This window comes from Pseudomonas sp. UBA6562 (genome assembly GCF_002434265.1).
GTDB lineage: Bacteria > Pseudomonadota > Gammaproteobacteria > Pseudomonadales > Pseudomonadaceae > Aquipseudomonas.
This window is the reverse complement of record NZ_DJJS01000008.1, coordinates 551,801-569,742: the sequence shown is the minus strand read 5'-3', so window position 1 is coordinate 569,742 and position 17,942 is coordinate 551,801. Positions and strand designations below refer to the sequence as shown.

Here is a 17,942-nt window from a genome sequence, read left to right as displayed (position 1 = left end):
TCCGGTGTTCCATCAGGTTTGGCCGCTTGTGAATTCCGACCAGCGGGCCGTGAAGAAAGTTTTATCGATTTGTCACCCACCTGCGTTTCATGCCGCTTTATTCAGCACCCTGATCGTTAGCGGCCCAACGGGCGGACTTGGCTAGACTGCCGCCACACCCATTGCGTCGAGGCATGCGGCATGCACAAGCGAATGATGATCACCGGCGCGGGCTCCGGGCTCGGGCGCGAAATCGCCCTGCGTTGGGCCCGTGAAGGCTGGCGATTTGCCCTGGCCGACATCGACCAGGACAGCGCCCGGCAGACGTTGCAACAGGTACGCGAGGCGGGCGGCGAGGGCTTCGCCGAACACTGCGACGTGCGTGACTACAGCCAGTTGACCGCCTTGGCGCAACGCTGCGAGGCGGAGCTGGGTGGCATCGACATCGCCGTCAACAACGCCGGCGTGGCGTCGGGCGGGTTCTTCGGCGAGCTGTCGCTGGAGGACTGGGACTGGCAGTTGTCGATCAACCTGATGGGCGTGGTCAAGGGCTGCAAAGCCTTCCTGCCCTTGCTCGAACGCAGCCGGGGGCGGTTGGTCAACGTCGCTTCGATGGCGGCGCTGATGCAGGGGCCGGGCATGAGCAACTACAACGTGGCCAAGGCCGGCGTGCTGGCCTTGTCGGAAAGCCTGCTGGTGGAGCTGCGGCCGTTGCAGGTGGCAGTGCACGTGGTCTGCCCTTCGTTCTTCCAGACCAATCTGCTCAGCTCCTTTCGCGGTCCGGACCCGGCCATGAAGGATCAGGTCGGCAAGCTGTTGCAAAGCTCGCCCATCGATGCGGCCGAAGTGGCGCAGTGCATCTATGCCGGTATCGAAGCCGAGGACTTCCTGATTCTGCCCCACGAGGCCGGCCGCGCGGCCTGGCAGGTCAAATGCCAGACGCCCGAACGGATCTACAGCGAGATGACCGAGATGACGGTGAAGATGCGTGCTCGGCGCGAGCCACGTTGACGGGGGAAGTCTGTAGGGAGATTTACCCTGGCTTGTAGGAAACGTCTCTTTTAGCGTCAGTCTATTGAGACGGCAGCCTTACCCCGGCAGTCTGCGTTTTTTTACGACTGCTGGAGGACAACATGCTGGTATTTGTCAGAGAAATCGGCGAGTCCCTGGTCATCGGTGACGACATCGTCATCAAGTTGGTGGACGTCAAGCGCGGCGTGGTGCGGTTGGGGGTCGATGCCCCGCGGCATGTCGACGTGCATCGTTCGGAGATCTACCGGCGCATCCAGGCGCATCGGGGCGAGGAAGAAGGGGCGCCCGCCGACTGCACGCAGAAGCGGGTTTTGCGCTGAGTCTCCCTACAGAACGCTGCGTACCGGTCAAGCGCCATGGACCGCACAACGGTTCCAGCGCCCCAACGCGATACACCGAGCCAAGAGCATATCGACCGACGACTCACCCCAACAACTCAGGCGGCACGTCGTGCTTGGCCAGCAGTTGGCACTGCTGGCTCTCCACATCGAACAAAATGAACGCCTGCCCTTTGGCCAACGCCTGGCGAACCCGCAGCACGCGGGTCTCCAGGGGCGTGTCGTCGCCGTTGTCGGTGCCGTCGCGGGTGACGAAATCTTCGATCAGCCGGGTCAGGGTTTCAGCTTCGAGTTGGTCGTATGGAATCAGCATAGTTCGGCTGCTAATGAGTGAAAGATCACGCCATCCTACGTGAAAGGTCGTAGCCCTGCGTAGGAATCACGGCTTCTGCCCTACCAAGCTGTCCACCGCCGGTACCCGCGTGTCGCTTTCCATCTGCGCGTCGTGCTCCAACTGGTGGCTGAAGCGCTCCAGCGAGGCGCTGGCCGGCTGCGAGTCGCTGGCGAACACGGGCGGGCTGAGCAGGTAACCGGCCAGCAGGCGGCTCAATGCCGCCAGGCTGTCGATGTGCGTGCGCTCGTAACCATGGGTGGCGTCGCAACCGAAGGCGACCAACGCCGTGCGGATGTCGTGGCCGGCGGTCACCGCCGAGTGGGCGTCGCTGAAGTAGTAGCGGAACAGGTCGCGGCGCACCGGCAGCTCCTGCTCGCTCGCCAGGTTCAGCAAGTGGCGTGAGAGGTGGTAATCGTACGGCCCGGACGAATCCTGCATGGCCACGCTCACCGCATGCTCGCTCGAAGACTGGCCGGGCGCCACCGGCGCGATGTCGATGCCGACGAACTCGCTGACGTCCCAGGGCAGGGCCCCGGCCGCACCAGAACCGGTCTCCTCGGTGATGGTGAACAGCGGGTGGCAGTCGATCAGCGGCTGACGGCCGCTTTCCACCACGGCCTTGAGCGCCGCCAGCAGCGCCGCGACCCCGGCCTTGTCGTCCAGGTGGCGGGCACTGATGTGGCCGCTTTCGGTGAATTCGGGCAAGGGGTCGAAGGCGACGAAGTCGCCGATGTTGATCCCCAAGGCTTCGGCATCGGCACGGGTGGCGCTGTAGGCGTCCAGGCGTACCTCCACGTGTTCCCAGCTGACCGGCATCTGGTCGATGGCCGTATTGAAGGCATGCCCGCTAGCCATCAGCGGCAACACGCTGCCACGGAATACGCCAGCGTCGGTGAACACGCTCACCCGACTGCCTTCGGCGAAGCGGCTCGACCAGCAGCCGACCGGCGCCAGGGCCAGTCGGCCGTTGTCCAGCACCTGGCGCACGCTAGCGCCGATGGTGTCGAGGTGCGCCGAGACCGCGCGGTCCGGCGAATTCTGCCGCCCCTGCAATGTGGCGCGGATGGTGCCACGGCGGGTCAGCTCGAACGGGATGCCCAGTTCTTCGAGACGTTCGGCCACGTAACGCACGATGGTGTCGGTGAAGCCGGTGGGGCTGGGAATGGCGAGCATTTCCAGCAGCACGCGTTTCATGTAGTCCAGATCGGGTTCGGGTGGACGTTCAGCCATTGTCGGAACTCCTTGCAGCTATCAAAGGGGGGCCAGGCTGTGCGGGAACAGCAGGTCGACGAAACGTTCGGCGGTGGGTTGTGGCTCATGGTTGGCCAGGCCCACCCGCTCGTTGGCTTCGATGATCACGTAGTCGGGCTGGCTGGCATCGCCGACCATGAAGTCCAGGCCGACCACCGGAATGTCCAGCGCGCGGGCGGCGCGCACCGCCGCGTCGGCCAGGGCCGGGTGCAGGCGTGCGGTCACGTCTTCCAGCGTGCCGCCGGTGTGCAGGTTGGCGGCGCGGCGCACGGCCAGACGCTGGCCGGCGGGCAACACACTGTCGTAGTCGAAGCCCGCGTCACGGATGCAGCGTTCGGTCTCTTCGTCCATGGGGATACGGCTCTCGCCACCCGTGGCCGCCTGGCGACGGCGGCTCTGCGCCTCGATCAGCGCCTTGACGCTGTGGCTGCCGTCGCCGACCACCTGAGCCGGATGACGGATCGCGGCCGCCACCACCTCGTAGGCGATGACTACGATGCGCAGGTCATGCCCGGGGTGGCAGCTTTCCAGCAGCACGCGGCTGTCGAACCGACGGGCATGCTCCACGGCTTGGGTGATGTCTTCGAGGGTGGTGAGGTTGACTGCCACGCCTTGGCCCTGTTCGCCATCCACCGGTTTGACCACTACCGCGCCATGGTCCTCGAGAAAGGCCAGGTTGTCGTCGGCATTGCCGGCCAGTTGCTGCACCGGCACCTTGAGCCCGGCGTTGTGCAGGGCTTTTTGGGTCAGGCGCTTGTCCTGGCAGAGGGTCATGCTCACCGCGCTGGTCAGGTCGCTGAGCGATTCGCGGCAGCGCACGCGACGTCCGCCCATGCTCAGGGTGAACAGGCCACTGGCGGCATCGTCCACTTGCACTTCGATACCGCGACGATGGGCTTCGTCGACGATGATGCGTGCGTAGGGGTTGAGCTCGGCCTGCGGGCCGGGGCCGAGGAACAGCGGCTGGTTGATGCCGTTCTTGCGCTTGACGGCGAAGGTCGGCAGATTGCGGAAACCGAGCTTTTCATACAGACGCTTGGCTTGCCGGTTGTCGTGCAGCACGGAAAGGTCGAGGTAGGCCAGGCCGCGGCTCTGGAAATGCTCGACCAGATGGCGCACCAGCACTTCGCCCACGCCGGGGCGGCTGCACTGCGGGTCGACCGCCAGGCACCACAGGCTGCTGCCGTGTTCGGGATCGGCGTAGGCCTTGTGGTGGTTCAGGCCCATCACGCTGCCGATCACCGCGCCGCTGTCGTCGTCTTCGGCGAGCCAGTACACCGGGCCGCCGAGGTGGCGTGGGGTCAGGCGCTGCGGGTCGATCGGCAACATGCCGCGGGCTTGGTAGAGGGTATTGATGGCCTGCCAGTCGGCTTCGTTCTGCGCACGGCGGATACGGAAGCCGCGAAACACGCGCTGCGCCGGACGGTAGTCGGAGAACCACAGACGCAGGGTGTCGGACGGATCGAGAAACAGCTGGTGCGGCGCCTGGGCCAGCACCTGCTGCGGTGCGGCGACATACAGCGCGATGTCGCGCTCGCCCGGGCGCTCTTCTTGCAGCGCCTGGGCCAGGCAGGCCGGATCGGGGTAGGTGTGCCCGATCAGCAACCGCCCCCAGCCGCAATGCAGGGCACGGGGCTGGTCATGGGGCTCGCTGCCGTCGACAGCCAGACGCGCCTGTAAGCGCTCGTAGGAGGGCGCCTGGCCGCGCAACAGACGCTGGCCATAGGCGGTTTCATGGGCTTTCATCGATCAGATTCCTTGTTCGCTCAACCACAGGTTGAGCGCGGCCAACTGCCACAGCTTGGAGCCGCGCAGCGGAGTGAGCTGGCCTTGCGGGTTGCTCAGCAAGCGGTCGATTTCGGCAGGGTTGAACAGGCCGCGGTCTTGGCTCGGGTCGGTGAGCAGGTCGCGCACCCAGCCCAGCGTCGCGCCTTCCAGGTGCTTGAGGCCCGGCACCGGGAAGTAGCCTTTCTTGCGGTCGATCACCTCATGGGGGATGACTCGCCGCGCCGCTTCCTTGAGCACTTGCTTGCCGCCGTCGGGCAGCTTGAAGCGCGCCGGAATACGGGCCGACAGCTCGGCCAGACGGTAATCGAGGAACGGCGTACGCGCTTCCAGGCCCCAGGCCATGGTCATGTTGTCGACGCGTTTGACCGGGTCGTCGACCAGCATTACCGTGCTGTCCAGGCGCAGGGCCTTGTCCACGGCGGCATCCGCGCCGGGGCGGGCGAAGTGTTCGCGCACGAAGTCGCCGGCGGCATCGCCTTCGAGCAGCCATGGCGCCTGTACGGTATCGCGGTACTCGGCATAGCTGCGGTCGAAGAAGGCGTCCCGGTACGCCGCATAGGGATCGGCAGCGCCGTCCACCTGCGGGTACCAGTGGTAGCCGGCGAACAGTTCGTCGGCGCCCTGGCCGCTCTGCACGCCCTTGCAGTGCTTGGCCACTTCCCGCGACAGCAGGTAGAAGGCGATGCAGTCGTGGCTGACCATCGGCTCGCTCATGGCGCGGAACGCGGCGGGCAGCTGGTCGATGATTTCGTGTTCGGCGATGCGCAACTGATGGTGGCGCGTGCCGTAGTGCTTGGCGATCAGGTCAGAGTACTGGAACTCGTCGCCGCGCTCGCCGCCGGCGTCTTCGAAGCCGATGGAGAAGGTCGACAGGTCTTCCACGCCGGTTTCGCGCAGCAGGCCGACCAGCAGGCTGGAATCGACGCCGCCCGACAGCAGCACGCCGACGTCCACTGCCGCACGCTGACGGATCGCCACGGCGTCGCGGGTGGCGTCCAGGACGCGGGTAGTCCAGTCTTCGAGGGTCAGGTTGCGCTCGTCCGCGTTGGGGCCGTATTGCAGTGTCCACCAAGTCTTACGTTCGACCTCGCCATGGCGGTCCACACGCATCCAGGTGCCGGGCTCGAGCTTCTGCACGTTGGCCAGCAAGGTGCGCGGTGCCGGGACCACAGCGTGGAAGTTGAGGTAGTGGTTCAGGCCCACCGGGTCGATCATCGGGTCGATGTCGCCGCCTTTGAGCAGCGCGGGCAGGGTAGAGGCGAAGCGCAGGCGTTCGCCGTTGCGCGACAGGTATAGAGGCTTGACGCCCAGGCGGTCGCGGGCAAGGAACAGACGTTGGCTGTCGCGTTCCCAGATGGCGATGGCGAACATGCCGTTGAGCTTGGGCAGCAGCGCTTCGCCCCAGGCGTGGTAGCCCTTGAGCAGCACTTCGGTGTCGCCGTCGGACCAGAAGTTGTAGCCCAGCGCCTGCAGCTCTTCGCGCAGTTCGGGGAAATTGTAGATGGCGCCGTTGAACGCCAGCGACAGGCCCAAGGTGCTGTCCTGCATCGGCTGCGCCGAGCCGTCGGACAGGTCCATGATCTTCAGTCGGCGATGGCCCAGGGCAATCGGCCCTTGGCTATGGAAACCCCAGGCATCCGGGCCGCGAGGGGCGAGATGGTGGGTGATGCGTTCCACGGCCGCGAGGTCCGCAGGACGAGGCGCTTGGCCAACAGGGGTAAAACGTAACTCACCAGCTAATCCGCACATAAGTCCTTACCGGTTTTTCCGTTGGGGAGGGGGTGTGCTCCAAAAGCGGGCACCTAGGTAGTGACCTGTCGGATTTGCGTGAGTTTTAGAACGATCTGTTATAAGCAGTCAGGCTGGACCGGCTGACCGTAGTTCCATCCCTGCCAACCACCGCTGGCTGATGGGGTGTACGACCAGCCTCATCAGCACTCAATCGCATGTCACCCAATCTTCCACCCTCAGTCCAGGCACACGATTGAATTCCTTGAGATTATTGGTGACGACGATCAGTCCCTTGGCGCGAGCGTGCCCTGCAATCATCAAGTCATAGAGCCCAATTGGCCGGCCGGAACGTGCCAGGTCTGCCCGGATATGTCCGCTGTGCGCAGCTGCATCGTGATCGAATTTCATCAGATCGAGACGCGCGGTGAATCGTTCGACTTCCCCAAGATTGCGCTCAGGCCAGGCTGACCTCTCTGCCCCGTAAACCAATTCCATGAGAGTAACGCTACTGATGCACATCTGACCCTGATGCCGATTGAACATCTCTCGAACAGCTTGAGGCTTGTTCTTTATCGTAAAAATACAGATGTTTGTGTCCAGCATGAATTTGAGCATCAGAACGACTCACGTTCTTGATCGACAGGTTGCTCACGGTCCTCCATGAAGTCCGCAGATACGCCTTCTCCGTCGAACCAACTGTCCCATGACTCACCTGCAGGGGTAATGATCCTGGTGCGGCCAATCGCGACGATGTCTACGCGTTTGACGTCATCGGGAAGAGCCACTGCTTTGGGCAGTCTTATCGCTTGGCTGCGATTACTAAGAAAAACTGAGCCTTGTTCCACGGGCAGTCTCCTGGGATATGTCTGATGTATATCCAAGGCTAACCTATGCCAGACGATTGTCAACGATGGGTGAGTGAAGACATCTATCTGACACTATTGACTTGAACACGCCTCTTCGAAAACACCTCTTTTGCGTAGGTGTGGCTCAGTGAGCGACGATGTCCGATAGCTCCAGCACGAACCTCAGGCCTACCGTCCCCCGCGAATCACCCCTCGCAAGACGAACCGATTCGGATGACACGCCTCGGCCACCGCGCGCGGCACCGGCAACGGCTCGCCGCACACCCATGCCGCGATCAGTTCACCGCTCAGGGGTGCGGTGATCAAACCGCGCGAGCCGTGGCCGCTGTTGATGTACAGGCCTTCGAGCCAGGGGCAGGGGATGTCCGGCACTTGGCGGGCGTCCTTGCGCAAGCTCGCGTAGGCCTGCTCGAACGCTTCGCGCTCGGCCAGCGGCCCGACGATGGGCAGGTAGTCCGGACTGGTGCAGCGGAAGGCGGCGCGGCCTTGCAGGGTTTCCGGTTGCAGCGCCTCGGCGTGGAGGCGCTGGGCGAGGTCGGCGGAGATGTCGCGCAGCAGGCCGAGGTTGCTCTGGTGCTCGGCGGTGGTTGGGCTCAGGTCGTCGCTGTCGAAGTCGAAACTGGCGCCAAGCGTATGCTCGCCGCCGCGCGGCGGCGCCACGTAGCCGTCGGCGCAGACCACCGTGCGCAAGGCGCTGCTTTCGGATGTGACGGGCAGGCGGGTGATCTGCCCGCGGATGCGCTTGAGCGGCAACAGCGCGCTGGCGTGCAGGCGCTGCACGTCGGCGGCGTTGGCCAGCACCAGCACCGGCGCGCTGGCCAGCAGCCGCTCGCCGGCCCAGGCCTGCCACAGTCCGCCCGCCCGTTGCAGGCTCAGCACTTCGCTGTGGGTCTGCAAGCGAATGCCGGGGTGCTGCAACTGGGCCTGGCACAGGGCAGGGGGATGCACCCAGCCTGCCTCGGGGTAGAACAGCCCGCCATGGGCCAGGGCGACGCCCGCTGCCTGTTCGGCCTGCTCACGGTCCAGCGCGTGCAGCAAGCTGGCGTCGAAGGCGTCGGCCAATTTGCCCTGGCGCTTGGCTTCGCCTTCGTCGAAAGCCAGTTGCAGCACCCCGCAGGCGTTCCAGTCATGGCCGCGTTGCAACTGCTGCAGCCAGCGCCGGGTGTAGCCGAAGCCCGCCAGGATCATCTGCGACAATGCCGTGCCGTGGGCCGACAGCTTGAGGTACAGCACCCCTTGCGGGTTGCCCGACGCTTCTTGCGCCGCCTCGGCATGCCGCTCCAGCACCGTGACCTGCCAGCCACGCCGGGCCAGGCTGCTGGCGGTGGCGCTGCCGGCCAGCCCCGCGCCGACCACCAGGGCCTGGCGCAGGCCTGGTGCCGACGCTGGCGGGCGGGCATACCAGGGCGCGCCCTCGCGGCGCGCCTCGCCAGTGAAGTGGCCGTGCATGACTTCCCACTTCTTGCCCAGCCCCGGCACCTTCTTCATGGCGAAACCGGCCTCGACCAAGCCCCGTCGCACCCAGCCGGTGGTGGTGAAGGTGCCTAGGGTCGTGCCCGGTCCCGACAGCCTGGCCAGTTGCGCGAACAGCGCCGGGGTCCACATGTCGGGATTTTTCGCGGGCGCGAAACCGTCGAGGAACCAGGCATCGACCCGCGCATCGAGCTGCGGCAGTTGTTCGAGCACATCGCCGATTAACAGGGTCAGGGTGACGCGCCCGCCGTCCAGGCTGAACTGCTGGAACCCCTCATGCACCGCCACGTACCGCGCCAGCAGCGGCTGCCAGTAGGCGGCGAGTTCCGGCCACAGCTGTGCGGCGCGGGCCAGGTCGGCGTGGTTCAGGGGGTATTTTTCGACGCTGACGAAATGCAGCCGTGCGCCGGGCTGGGCATGCGCGTCGAACGCCTGCCAGGCGCAGAAGAAGTTCATGCCCGTGCCAAAGCCGGTTTCGCCGATCACCAGGCACGCGTCTGCGGCCAGCGCGGCGAAGCGTTGTTCCAGGCGATTGCCTTCGATGAACACATAGCGGGTTTCGAGAGTCCCTTCATTACGGGAAAAGTACACGTCGTCGTAATGGCGCGAATACGGGCGGCCCTGTTCGTCCCAGTCGATCTGGGCGTGGGCGGTGGGGACGTGGGGCATGGTCGACTCGACGGCTGGCAGAGCGCGAATGGTAAGCCATCTGCCGGTGGGTTTGAACGGCCAGGCGCCGCTTCGTCCGTCGCGGGCGAAGGTCGCTTGCGACCACCCGCTGCACCGCGCGCCTCGCTTAGGCACCTTGGGCTAGTCTTGACCATCCATTGAAGGAGTCACCATGTTCGAATCTGCGGAAATCGGCCACTGCATAGACGATGAAACTTTCGACGCCGAGGTGCCGGCCCTGCGCCAGGCGCTGCTCGAAGCGCAGTACGAACTCAAGCAGCGGCAGGATTTCGCAGTGATCGTGCTGATCAACGGCATCGAAGGTGCTGGCAAGGGCGAGACGGTCAAGCTGCTCAACGAATGGATGGACCCGCGCCTGATCGAAGTCCGCACCTTCGACCAGCAGACCGACGAAGAGCTGGCCCACCCACCGGCCTGGCGCTACTGGCGCGCCTTGCCGCCCAAGGGGCGCATGGGGGTGTTCTTCGGCAACTGGTACAGCCAGATGCTCCAGGGGCGTGTCCATGGCCGGTTCAAGAATGCCGTGCTGGACCAGGCCATCAGCGGCGCCGAACGCCTGGAGCAGATGCTCTGCGACGAAGGCGCGCTGCTGCTCAAGTTCTGGTTCCACCTGTCCAAGCGACAGATGAAGCAGCGCCTCAAAACCCTGCGCGACGACCCGCTGCACAGCTGGCGCATCAGCCCGTTGGACTGGCAGCAGTCCAAGACCTACGACCGCTTCGTGCGCTTCGGCGAGCGCGTGCTGCGCCGTACCAGCCGCGACTACGCGCCCTGGCACGTGATCGAAGGCGCCGACGCCAATTACCGCAGCCTGGCCGTGGGGCGCATCCTGCTGGAAAGCCTGCAAGCGGCCTTGGCTCGGCCGCCCAAAGACAAGCGCCAGGCCAATGTCGCACCACTGGGCCGCAGCCTCGATCGGAAGACGCTGCTCGATGCCCTGGACCTCACCCGGCGTCTGGAAAAGGACGACTACCAGGAGCAGTTGGTGACCGAACAGGCGCGCCTGGCGGGCCTGCTGCGGCATAAGCACATGCGTCGGCACGCCTTGGTGGCGGTGTTCGAAGGCAACGATGCGGCCGGCAAGGGCGGGGCGATCCGCCGTGTCGCCGCCGCCCTTGACCCGCGCCAGTACCGCATCGTGCCGATTGCCGCGCCGACCGAGGAAGAACGCGCCCAGCCTTACCTATGGCGCTTCTGGCGGCACATTCCGGCACGTGGCACGTTCACCGTCTTCGACCGTTCCTGGTACGGCCGGGTGCTGGTGGAGCGGGTCGAGGGCTTCTGCACGCCGGCCGACTGGATGCGCGCCTATGGCGAGATCAACGATTTCGAGGAAGAACTGAGCCGAGCCGGCGTGGTGGTGGTGAAATTCTGGCTGGCGATCGACCAGCAGACGCAACTGGAGCGTTTCGAAGCGCGCGAAGACATTCCTTTCAAGCGCTACAAGATCACCGAAGACGACTGGCGCAACCGCGACAAGTGGGACGTGTATCGCGAAGCCGTCGGCGACATGGTCGACCGCACCAGCACCGAAATCGCCCCCTGGACCCTGGTCGAGGCCAACGACAAGCGCTGGGCGCGGGTGAAGGTGCTGCGCACCATCAATGAGGCGTTGGAGGCGGCGTTCGCCAAGCATGGGAAGTGACGTTCCCGAGCGTCAAAGAGCGCAAAGCCTGCTGCGCATCGTCCATGGCAGATCCCCACTCAATGGGAGGTGGGGTCGTCCCGGTGCCAAAAGCGAGGCTGAAACTCATTTTTTCCGTAATTGAGCTTCAGCGTCGCCGCGTGCGATGTAGCAGTACGTTTTGCCTTCGCTGGTTTTGGCCATAAGCTTCAACTGGACCAGCTTTTCCAGGTCGGCTCGGGCCGTGCCCTCAGCGATGTCGAAGTCGTTCTTTATTTCCCTGGCTGTGAACAGCCTTCCAGGGTGGCGAAGCACTTTTTTCAGCAAATGAACCTGTCTGGGATTGAGGCGCTTGTCGAAGCCGCTTTTTTCGAGCAGGCCGATCACCTGGGTGTAGTCCGATTTCTTTCGCTCGATGTACGCGAGAAACTGCTGCATCGCCCGTTCGATGATGTTGAGCTGGTGGCCGATGAAATAGGTCAGGTCTTTGTCGTCGGATTCGGTGAATAAATAGGACTCCCCGTATCGCACGGGCGCCTGCTTCAACAGTGCGCTGATGGAAATGTATTCGAAGGCCCAGTATCCGCTCTTGAGCATGTACCAGTAGAACAAGCCTCTCGCCGTCCTGCCATTCCCGTCGTTGAAGGGATGCTCATAGCCGATCATGAAGTGCAGGACGATGGCCTTTACGGCGGGGTGGATGAACGCTCTGCCGTCGTGGCCGTCATGGCACTCGTTGGCGAAATCGCAGAGCTGCTCGAGACGTTCCGGCAGGAGCCGTGCATCCGGCGGCTGGTGGACGACTTCGTCGTCACGGCCTTTGACGTAAATGTCATTGTCTTTTCTGATTTCACCCGGGCAGGCGTGCGCTTCCTGGATATGTCGAGTCGCCTCGGTATGAAACTGGCGGATCAGCTCGATCGATAGCGGCAGGCCCATACTTTGTTTGGCAAGCTTCATGAGCATGAAGTTGTTGGCGATCATGCGCTCATCGTCGTTGAGGGGCTCGCGCTCTTTTTCCAACATCTCTTTGGCAATCTTTCTGGTGGTTGCCGCTCCCTCGAGCTGGGCGCTGGAGATGGCTTCTTCCATCATCAGTGATTCGACCAGAAACAGATTGCTCTGATTGCTCGTCGACACATTGGGTGCCGCCTGACCCAGCCTGGTATTGATCCGTTCGATGTCGTGGATGACGGTCTGCGCGAAATCTGGCAGGCAATACTGAAAAGGTTTGCCACTTTCGGCCGTCAACGCGATGGGTTTGAGCAATACGGTTCTCGCCATCTTCACGGCTGTCCATGCAGCTTGTGCGTTGACGCCTTTGGGTACTCTGTGTCGAAAGTCATGCCAGTGCAGGTACCTGCCTTTGGCGTCGACGGCAGAAAATGTCGACAGCAGCTGGAACGCCTCGAACCCATAAGTTGCCAAAAGCTCGGCGTAGGCTTTGGGCTTCTTGATATGAGACATGGAAAACTCAATTTCGTAAAAATTGAGTTGAATCTAAAGGATGGCCTCGGACACGTCAAAGACTCTGCCGTCTAGACGAGTGATGGACCGTGCATGGGTCTGGGCGAAAGCGCACGAAAGGTCGCTCGGGGGCATCCTCATGACCTCATTTCCAAGTAAGCCTACGCCGCACCCCAGCCAAGGTTTACACTCCCCGCCCGCCGTTTCCCATCCATTACGCGAGGTCATCATGCACACCACGTCCGGACGCTGGGTTCACGGGCTGTTGCTGGCGCTGCTGACGGTGATGCTGTGGGGCATCCTGCCGATCAAGCTCAAACAGGTCCTGCAAGTGATGGACCCGATCACCGTCACCTGGTACCGGCTGCTGGTCTCGGGCGGGCTGCTGCTGCTCTGGCTCACCGCCCGGCGGCGGTTGCCGCGGTTTCGCGGGTTGGGGCGCAAGCGCCTGGGGTTGGTGGCCCTGGCGATCGGCGGCTTGCTGGGCAATTACGTACTGTACCTGGTCGGGCTGAAGTTGCTCAGCCCAGGCACGGCGCAATTGGTGGTGCAGATCGGGCCGGTGCTGCTGCTCGTCGCCAGCCTGTTCATCTTCAAGGAGCGGTTCAGCTTGGGGCAGGGCCTGGGGCTGGCGATTCTGCTGGCGGGGTTCGGGCTGTTCTTCAATCAGCGTGTCGAAGAGTTGCTGACCTCTTTGGGCGTTTACACCACGGGGGTTTTGACCATTCTGCTGGCCACCAGCATCTGGGTGTTCTATGCCTTGAGCCAGAAGCAGCTGCTCACGGTGTGGCATTCGCAGCAAGTGATGATGGTGATCTACCTGGGGTGCGCGGCGCTGCTCACGCCCTGGGTGCATCCTTTGGAAGCGTTGCAGCTCGACCCCTTGCAAAAGTGGCTGTTGCTGGCCTGCTGCCTGAACACCCTGGTGGCCTACGGGGCGTTCGCCGAGGCGCTGGCGCACTGGGAGGCGTCGCGTGTCAGTGCGACCTTGGCGCTCACACCATTGGTCACCCTGCTGGCCGTGGCGCTGGCCGCGTGGTTGTGGCCCGAATACGTACAGGGCGAAGACCTCAATGCCTTGGGCTACCTGGGCGCCGTCACGGTAGTGGCTGGGTCGGCGCTGGTGGCCCTAGGGCCGTCGCTGGTAGCGGGCTGGCGCGCGCGCCAAGTCCGGATGGGCAGGGCTTGATCGCCTGAGTCGCGACGTCGAAGACCGCTTGCCCAGCAGGCAAGCGGTCCTGCGTTCAGCGCTCTACTGTCCGCTCAACCCTTGGCCCCGGGCGCCAACATGTTCTGCGGTTTGACCCACTCGTCGAACTGGGCATCGGTCAAATACCCCAGCGCCAACGCCGACTCGCGCAGGGTAAGGCCCTCGGCATAGGCCTTCTTGGCGATTTCGGCCGACTTGTCGTAGCCGATGTGCGGATTCAGCGCCGTCACCAGCATCAAGCCCCGTTCCAGGTGCTGGGCCATCTGCGCGGCATCGGGTTCGAGCCCGGCCACGCAATGCTGCTGGAAGTTGCGCGCGCCATCGGCCAGTAGCTCGATCGATTGCAGCAGGTTGTGGATGATCACCGGCTTGAACACGTTCAGCTGCAAATGGCCCTGGCTGGCGGCGAAACCGATGGCGGTATCGTTGCCCAGCACCTGGCAGGCCAGCATCGACAGTGCTTCGCACTGGGTCGGGTTGACCTTGCCCGGCATGATCGAGCTGCCCGGTTCGTTGGCCGGCAGGCGGACTTCGGCGAATCCCGCCCGCGGGCCGGAGCCGAGCAGGCGTAGGTCGTTGGCGATCTTCATCAGCGCCACGGCCAGGGTTTTCAGGCCGCCGGCCAGGCTGGTCAGCGGTTCGTGCCCGGCCAGGGCCGCGAACTTGTTCGGTGCGGTCACGAACGGCAGGCCGGAGAGGGCGGCCAGTTCGGCGGCGATGGCTTCGGCGAAGCCCTGCGGGGCATTGAGCCCGGTGCCGACCGCGGTGCCGCCTTGGGCCAGTTCGCACACCGCCGGCATGCTGGCGCGGATGGCAGTCTGCGCATAGTCGAGTTGGGCGACGAAGGCCGAGAGTTCCTGGCCGAAGGTGATGGGCGTGGCGTCCATCATGTGCGTGCGACCGGTCTTGACCAGGTCGTGGTGACGCGCCGACTGTTCGGCGAGGCCTGCCGAGAGCTCGGCCACCGCCGGCAGCAGCTTGCCGTACACCGCTTGCGCGGCGGCGATGTGCATGGCGGTGGGGAAGCAGTCGTTGGAGCTTTGCGAGCGGTTGACGTGGTCGTTGGGGTGGACCGGGCTCTTGCCGCCGCGCGGGTTGCCGGCCAATTCGTTGGCACGACCGGCGATCACCTCGTTGACGTTCATGTTGCTCTGCGTGCCACTGCCGGTCTGCCACACTACCAGCGGGAACTGGTCGTCGTGCTTGCCGGCCAGCACTTCGTCGGCGGCCTGTTCGATCAGGCGGGCGACGTCGGCGGGCAGATCGCCATTGCGGTTGTTGACCCGTGCGGCGGCCTTCTTGACCAATGCCAGGGCATGCACCACCTCGCGCGGCATGCGCTGCTGGCCGATGGCGAAGTTGACCAGCGAGCGTTGGGTTTGCGCGCCCCAGTAGGCCTGTTCAGGAACTTCGACCTGGCCAAGGCTGTCTGTTTCGATACGGCTCATGCTGCGTTCACTCCTTAATAGTGCGACACCGCAGTTTAGGCCCCTCATCGAATGAGCCGTTCCATCGCTCTTCGTGCCACTTGAGCAGTGCCCCCATGCGGCGCAGAATGCTCTGCCTCAACACACCCCCGTTCAATTGAAGGAAATGCGATGACTCGTCTCCGCGCCCTCTGTGCCGCTGTAGCCCTGGCTTGTGCCAGCGGTCAGGTACTTGCAGCCACGCCAAGCCACACCGCAGCTGCCCAGGAGTTCCTGAAACTGGCCAACGCAGACAAACTGAGCACGCCGGTCTACATGCAGGTCCAGCAGATGTTCGCCCAGCGTTTCGAGCAGACCAAGGCGCCTGCCGCCAAGAAGTCGGTGCTCGACAGCTACCAGGCCAAAGCCAATGCCGCACTCGACAGCGCCATCAGCTGGAAGAAGCTCGAGCCGAAGATGGTCAGCCTGTACACCGCCACCTTCACCGAAGCCGAGCTCAAAGACCTGGTCAAGTTCTACAAGTCGCCGCTGGGCACCAAGGTGCTGCGTGAAATGCCCAAAGTCACTCAGCAGTCGGCCCAGCTGACCCAGCAGAGCCTGGAGCCTGCCGTGCCGCAGGTGAACAAGCTGCTCGACGACATGACCAAGGAGCTGGTGCCCAACGCCGGCAAAGCCGCAGCACCCGCCAAGAAGTAAGCAGGTAGACCGCGATGAACATGCAGCAGCGCATCGAACGGCAACTGGCCGCGCTGGCCCCGCAACACCTTGAAGTGCTCGACGAAAGCCACATGCACAGCCGTGGCCAGGAAACGCACTACAAGGCGGTGATCGTCAGCGAGCAGTTCGCCGGGTTGAACAGCGTCAAGCGCCACCAGAAGGTCTACGCCACCATGGGTGAGCTGATGGGCCAGATCCACGCCCTGGCGATCCATACCTACACCGCCGAGGAGTGGGCCAAGGTCGGCGCGGCGCCAGCCTCGCCGGTGTGCGCGGGCGGCGGGCACTGACGCCGTTTCCCACGTCTGTTAAACTTCGCAACGTCATACCAACGCCATCGCCGGGATTTCCCGGCGATGGCGTTTTCACGTCCCATCGATCGATCCGGTCCGCCCCTTACGCGGGTGACCACCTGGAGAAGCAAGAGCATGTCCCAAGCCATCGTGGTAGCGGCGCTGTACAAGTTCGTCACCCTGGAAGACTACGTCGAGCTGCGCGAACCGCTGCTCGCCTGCATGAATCGGCACGGCGTCAAAGGCACCCTGCTGCTGGCCCTCGAAGGCCTCAACGGCACCGTGTCCGGTACCCGCGAAGGCATCGACGGGCTGCTCGCCTGGCTGCGCGACGACCCGCGCCTGGTGGATGTCGACCATAAGGAAAGCTACTGCGACGAACAGCCGTTCTACCGCACCAAGGTCAAGCTCAAGAAAGAGATCGTCACCTTGGGCGTGCCGGGCGTCGATCCCAACCGGCAGGTCGGCACCTACGTCGAGCCCAAGGACTGGAACGCGTTGATCAGCGACCCCGAAGTGCTGCTGATCGACACCCGCAACGACTACGAGGTGGCCATCGGCACCTTCAAGGGCGCCGTAGACCCCAAGACCGAGTCGTTCCGCGAGTTCCCCGACTACATCAAGGCCAACTTCGACCCCAGCAAGCACAAGAAGGTGGCGATGTTCTGCACCGGTGGCATCCGCTGCGAGAAGGCCTCCAGCTACATGCTCGGCGAGGGCTTCGAAGCCGTCTACCACCTCAAGGGCGGCATCCTCAAGTATTTCGAAGAGGTGCCCCAGGAACAGAGCCTGTGGGACGGCGACTGCTTCGTCTTCGACAACCGCGTGACCGTGCGCCACGACCTGTCCGAGGGTGAATACGACCAGTGCCATGCCTGCCGCCACCCGATCGACGCCGCCGATCGCGCGTCCGAGCATTATTCGCCCGGCGTCAGCTGCCCGCACTGCTGGGACAGCCTGAGCGAGAAGACCCGACGCAGCGCCATCGACCGGCAGAAGCAGATCGAGCTGGCCAAGGCCCGCAATCTGCCGCACCCCATCGGTTTCAATTACAAAGCCGAGGCCTGAGGCATGACGGCACGCCTGCTCTATGTGATGGACCCGATGTGCTCGTGGTGCTGGGGCTTCGCCCCGGTGGCCCAAGCGCTGATCGCCCAGGCCGCGCAGGCGGGCGTGCCGACCGACCTGGTGGTCGGCGGCTTGCGCAGCGCCAGCAGTGCCTTGGACGGCGCCACGCGACGCTACATCCTCGACCATTGGCAGGCGGTGGCCGAGGCCACGGGGCAGGGCTTCAGGTTCGACGGCGCGTTGCCCGACGGCTTCGTCTACGACACCGAACCTGCCTGCCGCGCCCTGGTCGCGGCGCGGCAGCTGGATGAGGCGCGGGTCTGGCCGTTGCTGGCCGCCTTGCAGTCGGCGTTCTACGAACAAGGGGTGGACATCGCCCGGCCGCCCAACCTGGTCGATCTGGCCGAACAGGTGGGTCTGGAACGCGGCCGTTTCGCCGAAAGGCTCAACGACCCGGCCACGCGCGCCGCCACCGCCGCCGATTTCGCCTGGGCCCAGGGCCTGGGCATCGCCGGCTTTCCCACACTTCTGGCCGAACGCGACGGCCAATTGGCCCTGCTGACCAACGGCTACCAGCCGCTCGATGCGCTGGCGCCGCTGTTGGCGCGCTGGCTGCAGCAGGCCACCGGTGCTTGACCTGCCAGGCTCGCCCGA

17 protein-coding genes are annotated in these 17,942 nt (G+C 64.2%); 8 read left to right on the top strand and 9 right to left on the bottom strand.

The features are described from left to right. Positions 1-180: 180 nt before the first annotated feature. Both B4M43_RS18230 and csrA read left to right on the top strand, forming a co-directional pair. Positions 181-990, top strand: a complete 810-nt coding sequence (locus tag B4M43_RS18230; protein ID WP_296268857.1) for an SDR family oxidoreductase — start codon at positions 181-183, stop codon at positions 988-990. Between the two features lie 122 nt (positions 991-1,112). After that, entirely contained in the window at positions 1,113-1,331 is a 219-nt protein-coding gene (csrA, locus tag B4M43_RS18225) for a carbon storage regulator CsrA (RefSeq protein WP_296268856.1), read from the top strand. A 103-nt stretch (positions 1,332-1,434) separates the two neighbouring features. Here the strand turns inward: csrA and B4M43_RS18220 are convergent, their stop codons facing one another. The 7 genes from B4M43_RS18220 to mnmC form a co-directional block, all read right to left on the bottom strand. After that, positions 1,435-1,662: a YheU family protein gene (locus tag B4M43_RS18220; RefSeq protein ID WP_296268855.1), complete on the bottom strand. Its 228-nt coding sequence runs from the start codon at positions 1,660-1,662 to the stop codon at positions 1,435-1,437. 66 nt (positions 1,663-1,728) lie between these two features. Further along, positions 1,729-2,913 carry an osmoprotectant NAGGN system M42 family peptidase gene (locus B4M43_RS18215; RefSeq protein WP_296268854.1) on the bottom strand — a complete coding sequence of 395 codons (1,185 nt, stop codon included), beginning with the start codon at positions 2,911-2,913 and terminating at the stop codon, positions 1,729-1,731. 21 nt (positions 2,914-2,934) lie between these two features. Further along, on the bottom strand, positions 2,935-4,680 hold the full coding sequence (gene ngg, locus B4M43_RS18210; RefSeq protein WP_296268853.1) for an N-acetylglutaminylglutamine synthetase: 1,746 nt from the start codon (positions 4,678-4,680) through the stop codon (positions 2,935-2,937). 3 nt (positions 4,681-4,683) lie between these two features. Then, positions 4,684-6,471 carry an N-acetylglutaminylglutamine amidotransferase gene (locus tag B4M43_RS18205; protein WP_296268852.1) on the bottom strand — a complete coding sequence of 596 codons (1,788 nt, stop codon included), beginning with the start codon at positions 6,469-6,471 and terminating at the stop codon, positions 4,684-4,686. A 189-nt stretch (positions 6,472-6,660) separates the two neighbouring features. Then, positions 6,661-7,068, bottom strand: coding sequence for a type II toxin-antitoxin system tRNA(fMet)-specific endonuclease VapC (vapC, locus tag B4M43_RS18200; RefSeq protein WP_296268851.1), 408 nt, complete (start codon positions 7,066-7,068; stop codon positions 6,661-6,663). Beyond that, the gene (vapB, locus tag B4M43_RS18195) at positions 7,068-7,298 is read right to left on the bottom strand and encodes a type II toxin-antitoxin system VapB family antitoxin (RefSeq protein ID WP_296268850.1); all 231 of its coding nucleotides are present in this window, start codon (positions 7,296-7,298) and stop codon (positions 7,068-7,070) included. Before vapB ends, vapC begins: the two co-directional genes overlap by 1 nt. A gap of 189 nt (positions 7,299-7,487) precedes the next feature. Continuing rightward, the gene (gene mnmC, locus B4M43_RS18190) at positions 7,488-9,461 is read right to left on the bottom strand and encodes a bifunctional tRNA (5-methylaminomethyl-2-thiouridine)(34)-methyltransferase MnmD/FAD-dependent 5-carboxymethylaminomethyl-2-thiouridine(34) oxidoreductase MnmC (RefSeq protein ID WP_296268849.1); all 1,974 of its coding nucleotides are present in this window, start codon (positions 9,459-9,461) and stop codon (positions 7,488-7,490) included. Positions 9,462-9,633: 172 nt separating this feature from the next. Here mnmC and pap point away from each other — a divergent pair, with 172 nt between their 5' ends. Then, a complete protein-coding gene (gene pap / locus B4M43_RS18185; RefSeq protein WP_296268848.1) occupies positions 9,634-11,127 on the top strand; it encodes a polyphosphate:AMP phosphotransferase in 1,494 nt (497 codons plus the stop codon). Positions 11,128-11,232: 105 nt separating this feature from the next. On the opposite strand, the gene B4M43_RS18180 is transcribed toward pap, so the two are convergent. Next, complete coding sequence (locus B4M43_RS18180) at positions 11,233-12,573, bottom strand: Fic family protein (protein ID WP_296268847.1); 1,341 nt, start codon at positions 12,571-12,573, stop codon at positions 11,233-11,235. A gap of 229 nt (positions 12,574-12,802) precedes the next feature. Here B4M43_RS18180 and B4M43_RS18175 point away from each other — a divergent pair, with 229 nt between their 5' ends. Further along, on the top strand, positions 12,803-13,762 hold the full coding sequence (locus tag B4M43_RS18175; protein WP_296268846.1) for a DMT family transporter: 960 nt from the start codon (positions 12,803-12,805) through the stop codon (positions 13,760-13,762). Between the two features lie 74 nt (positions 13,763-13,836). Here the strand turns inward: B4M43_RS18175 and B4M43_RS18170 are convergent, their stop codons facing one another. Further along, positions 13,837-15,231 carry a class II fumarate hydratase gene (locus B4M43_RS18170; RefSeq protein WP_296268845.1) on the bottom strand — a complete coding sequence of 465 codons (1,395 nt, stop codon included), beginning with the start codon at positions 15,229-15,231 and terminating at the stop codon, positions 13,837-13,839. 150 nt (positions 15,232-15,381) lie between these two features. On the opposite strand from B4M43_RS18170, the gene B4M43_RS18165 reads away from it, so the two are divergent. The 4 genes from B4M43_RS18165 (at position 15,382) to B4M43_RS18150 (ending at position 17,924) form a co-directional block, all read left to right on the top strand. Further along, positions 15,382-15,906, top strand: coding sequence for a DUF2059 domain-containing protein (locus B4M43_RS18165; protein ID WP_296268844.1), 525 nt, complete (start codon positions 15,382-15,384; stop codon positions 15,904-15,906). A gap of 14 nt (positions 15,907-15,920) precedes the next feature. After that, positions 15,921-16,217, top strand: coding sequence for a BolA family protein (locus tag B4M43_RS18160; RefSeq protein ID WP_296268843.1), 297 nt, complete (start codon positions 15,921-15,923; stop codon positions 16,215-16,217). 138 nt (positions 16,218-16,355) lie between these two features. Further along, positions 16,356-17,288, top strand: coding sequence for a rhodanese-related sulfurtransferase (locus B4M43_RS18155; protein ID WP_296268842.1), 933 nt, complete (start codon positions 16,356-16,358; stop codon positions 17,286-17,288). 3 nt (positions 17,289-17,291) lie between these two features. After that, the gene (locus tag B4M43_RS18150) at positions 17,292-17,924 is read left to right on the top strand and encodes a DsbA family protein (RefSeq protein WP_296268841.1); all 633 of its coding nucleotides are present in this window, start codon (positions 17,292-17,294) and stop codon (positions 17,922-17,924) included. The last annotated feature ends 18 nt before the right edge of the window (positions 17,925-17,942 follow it).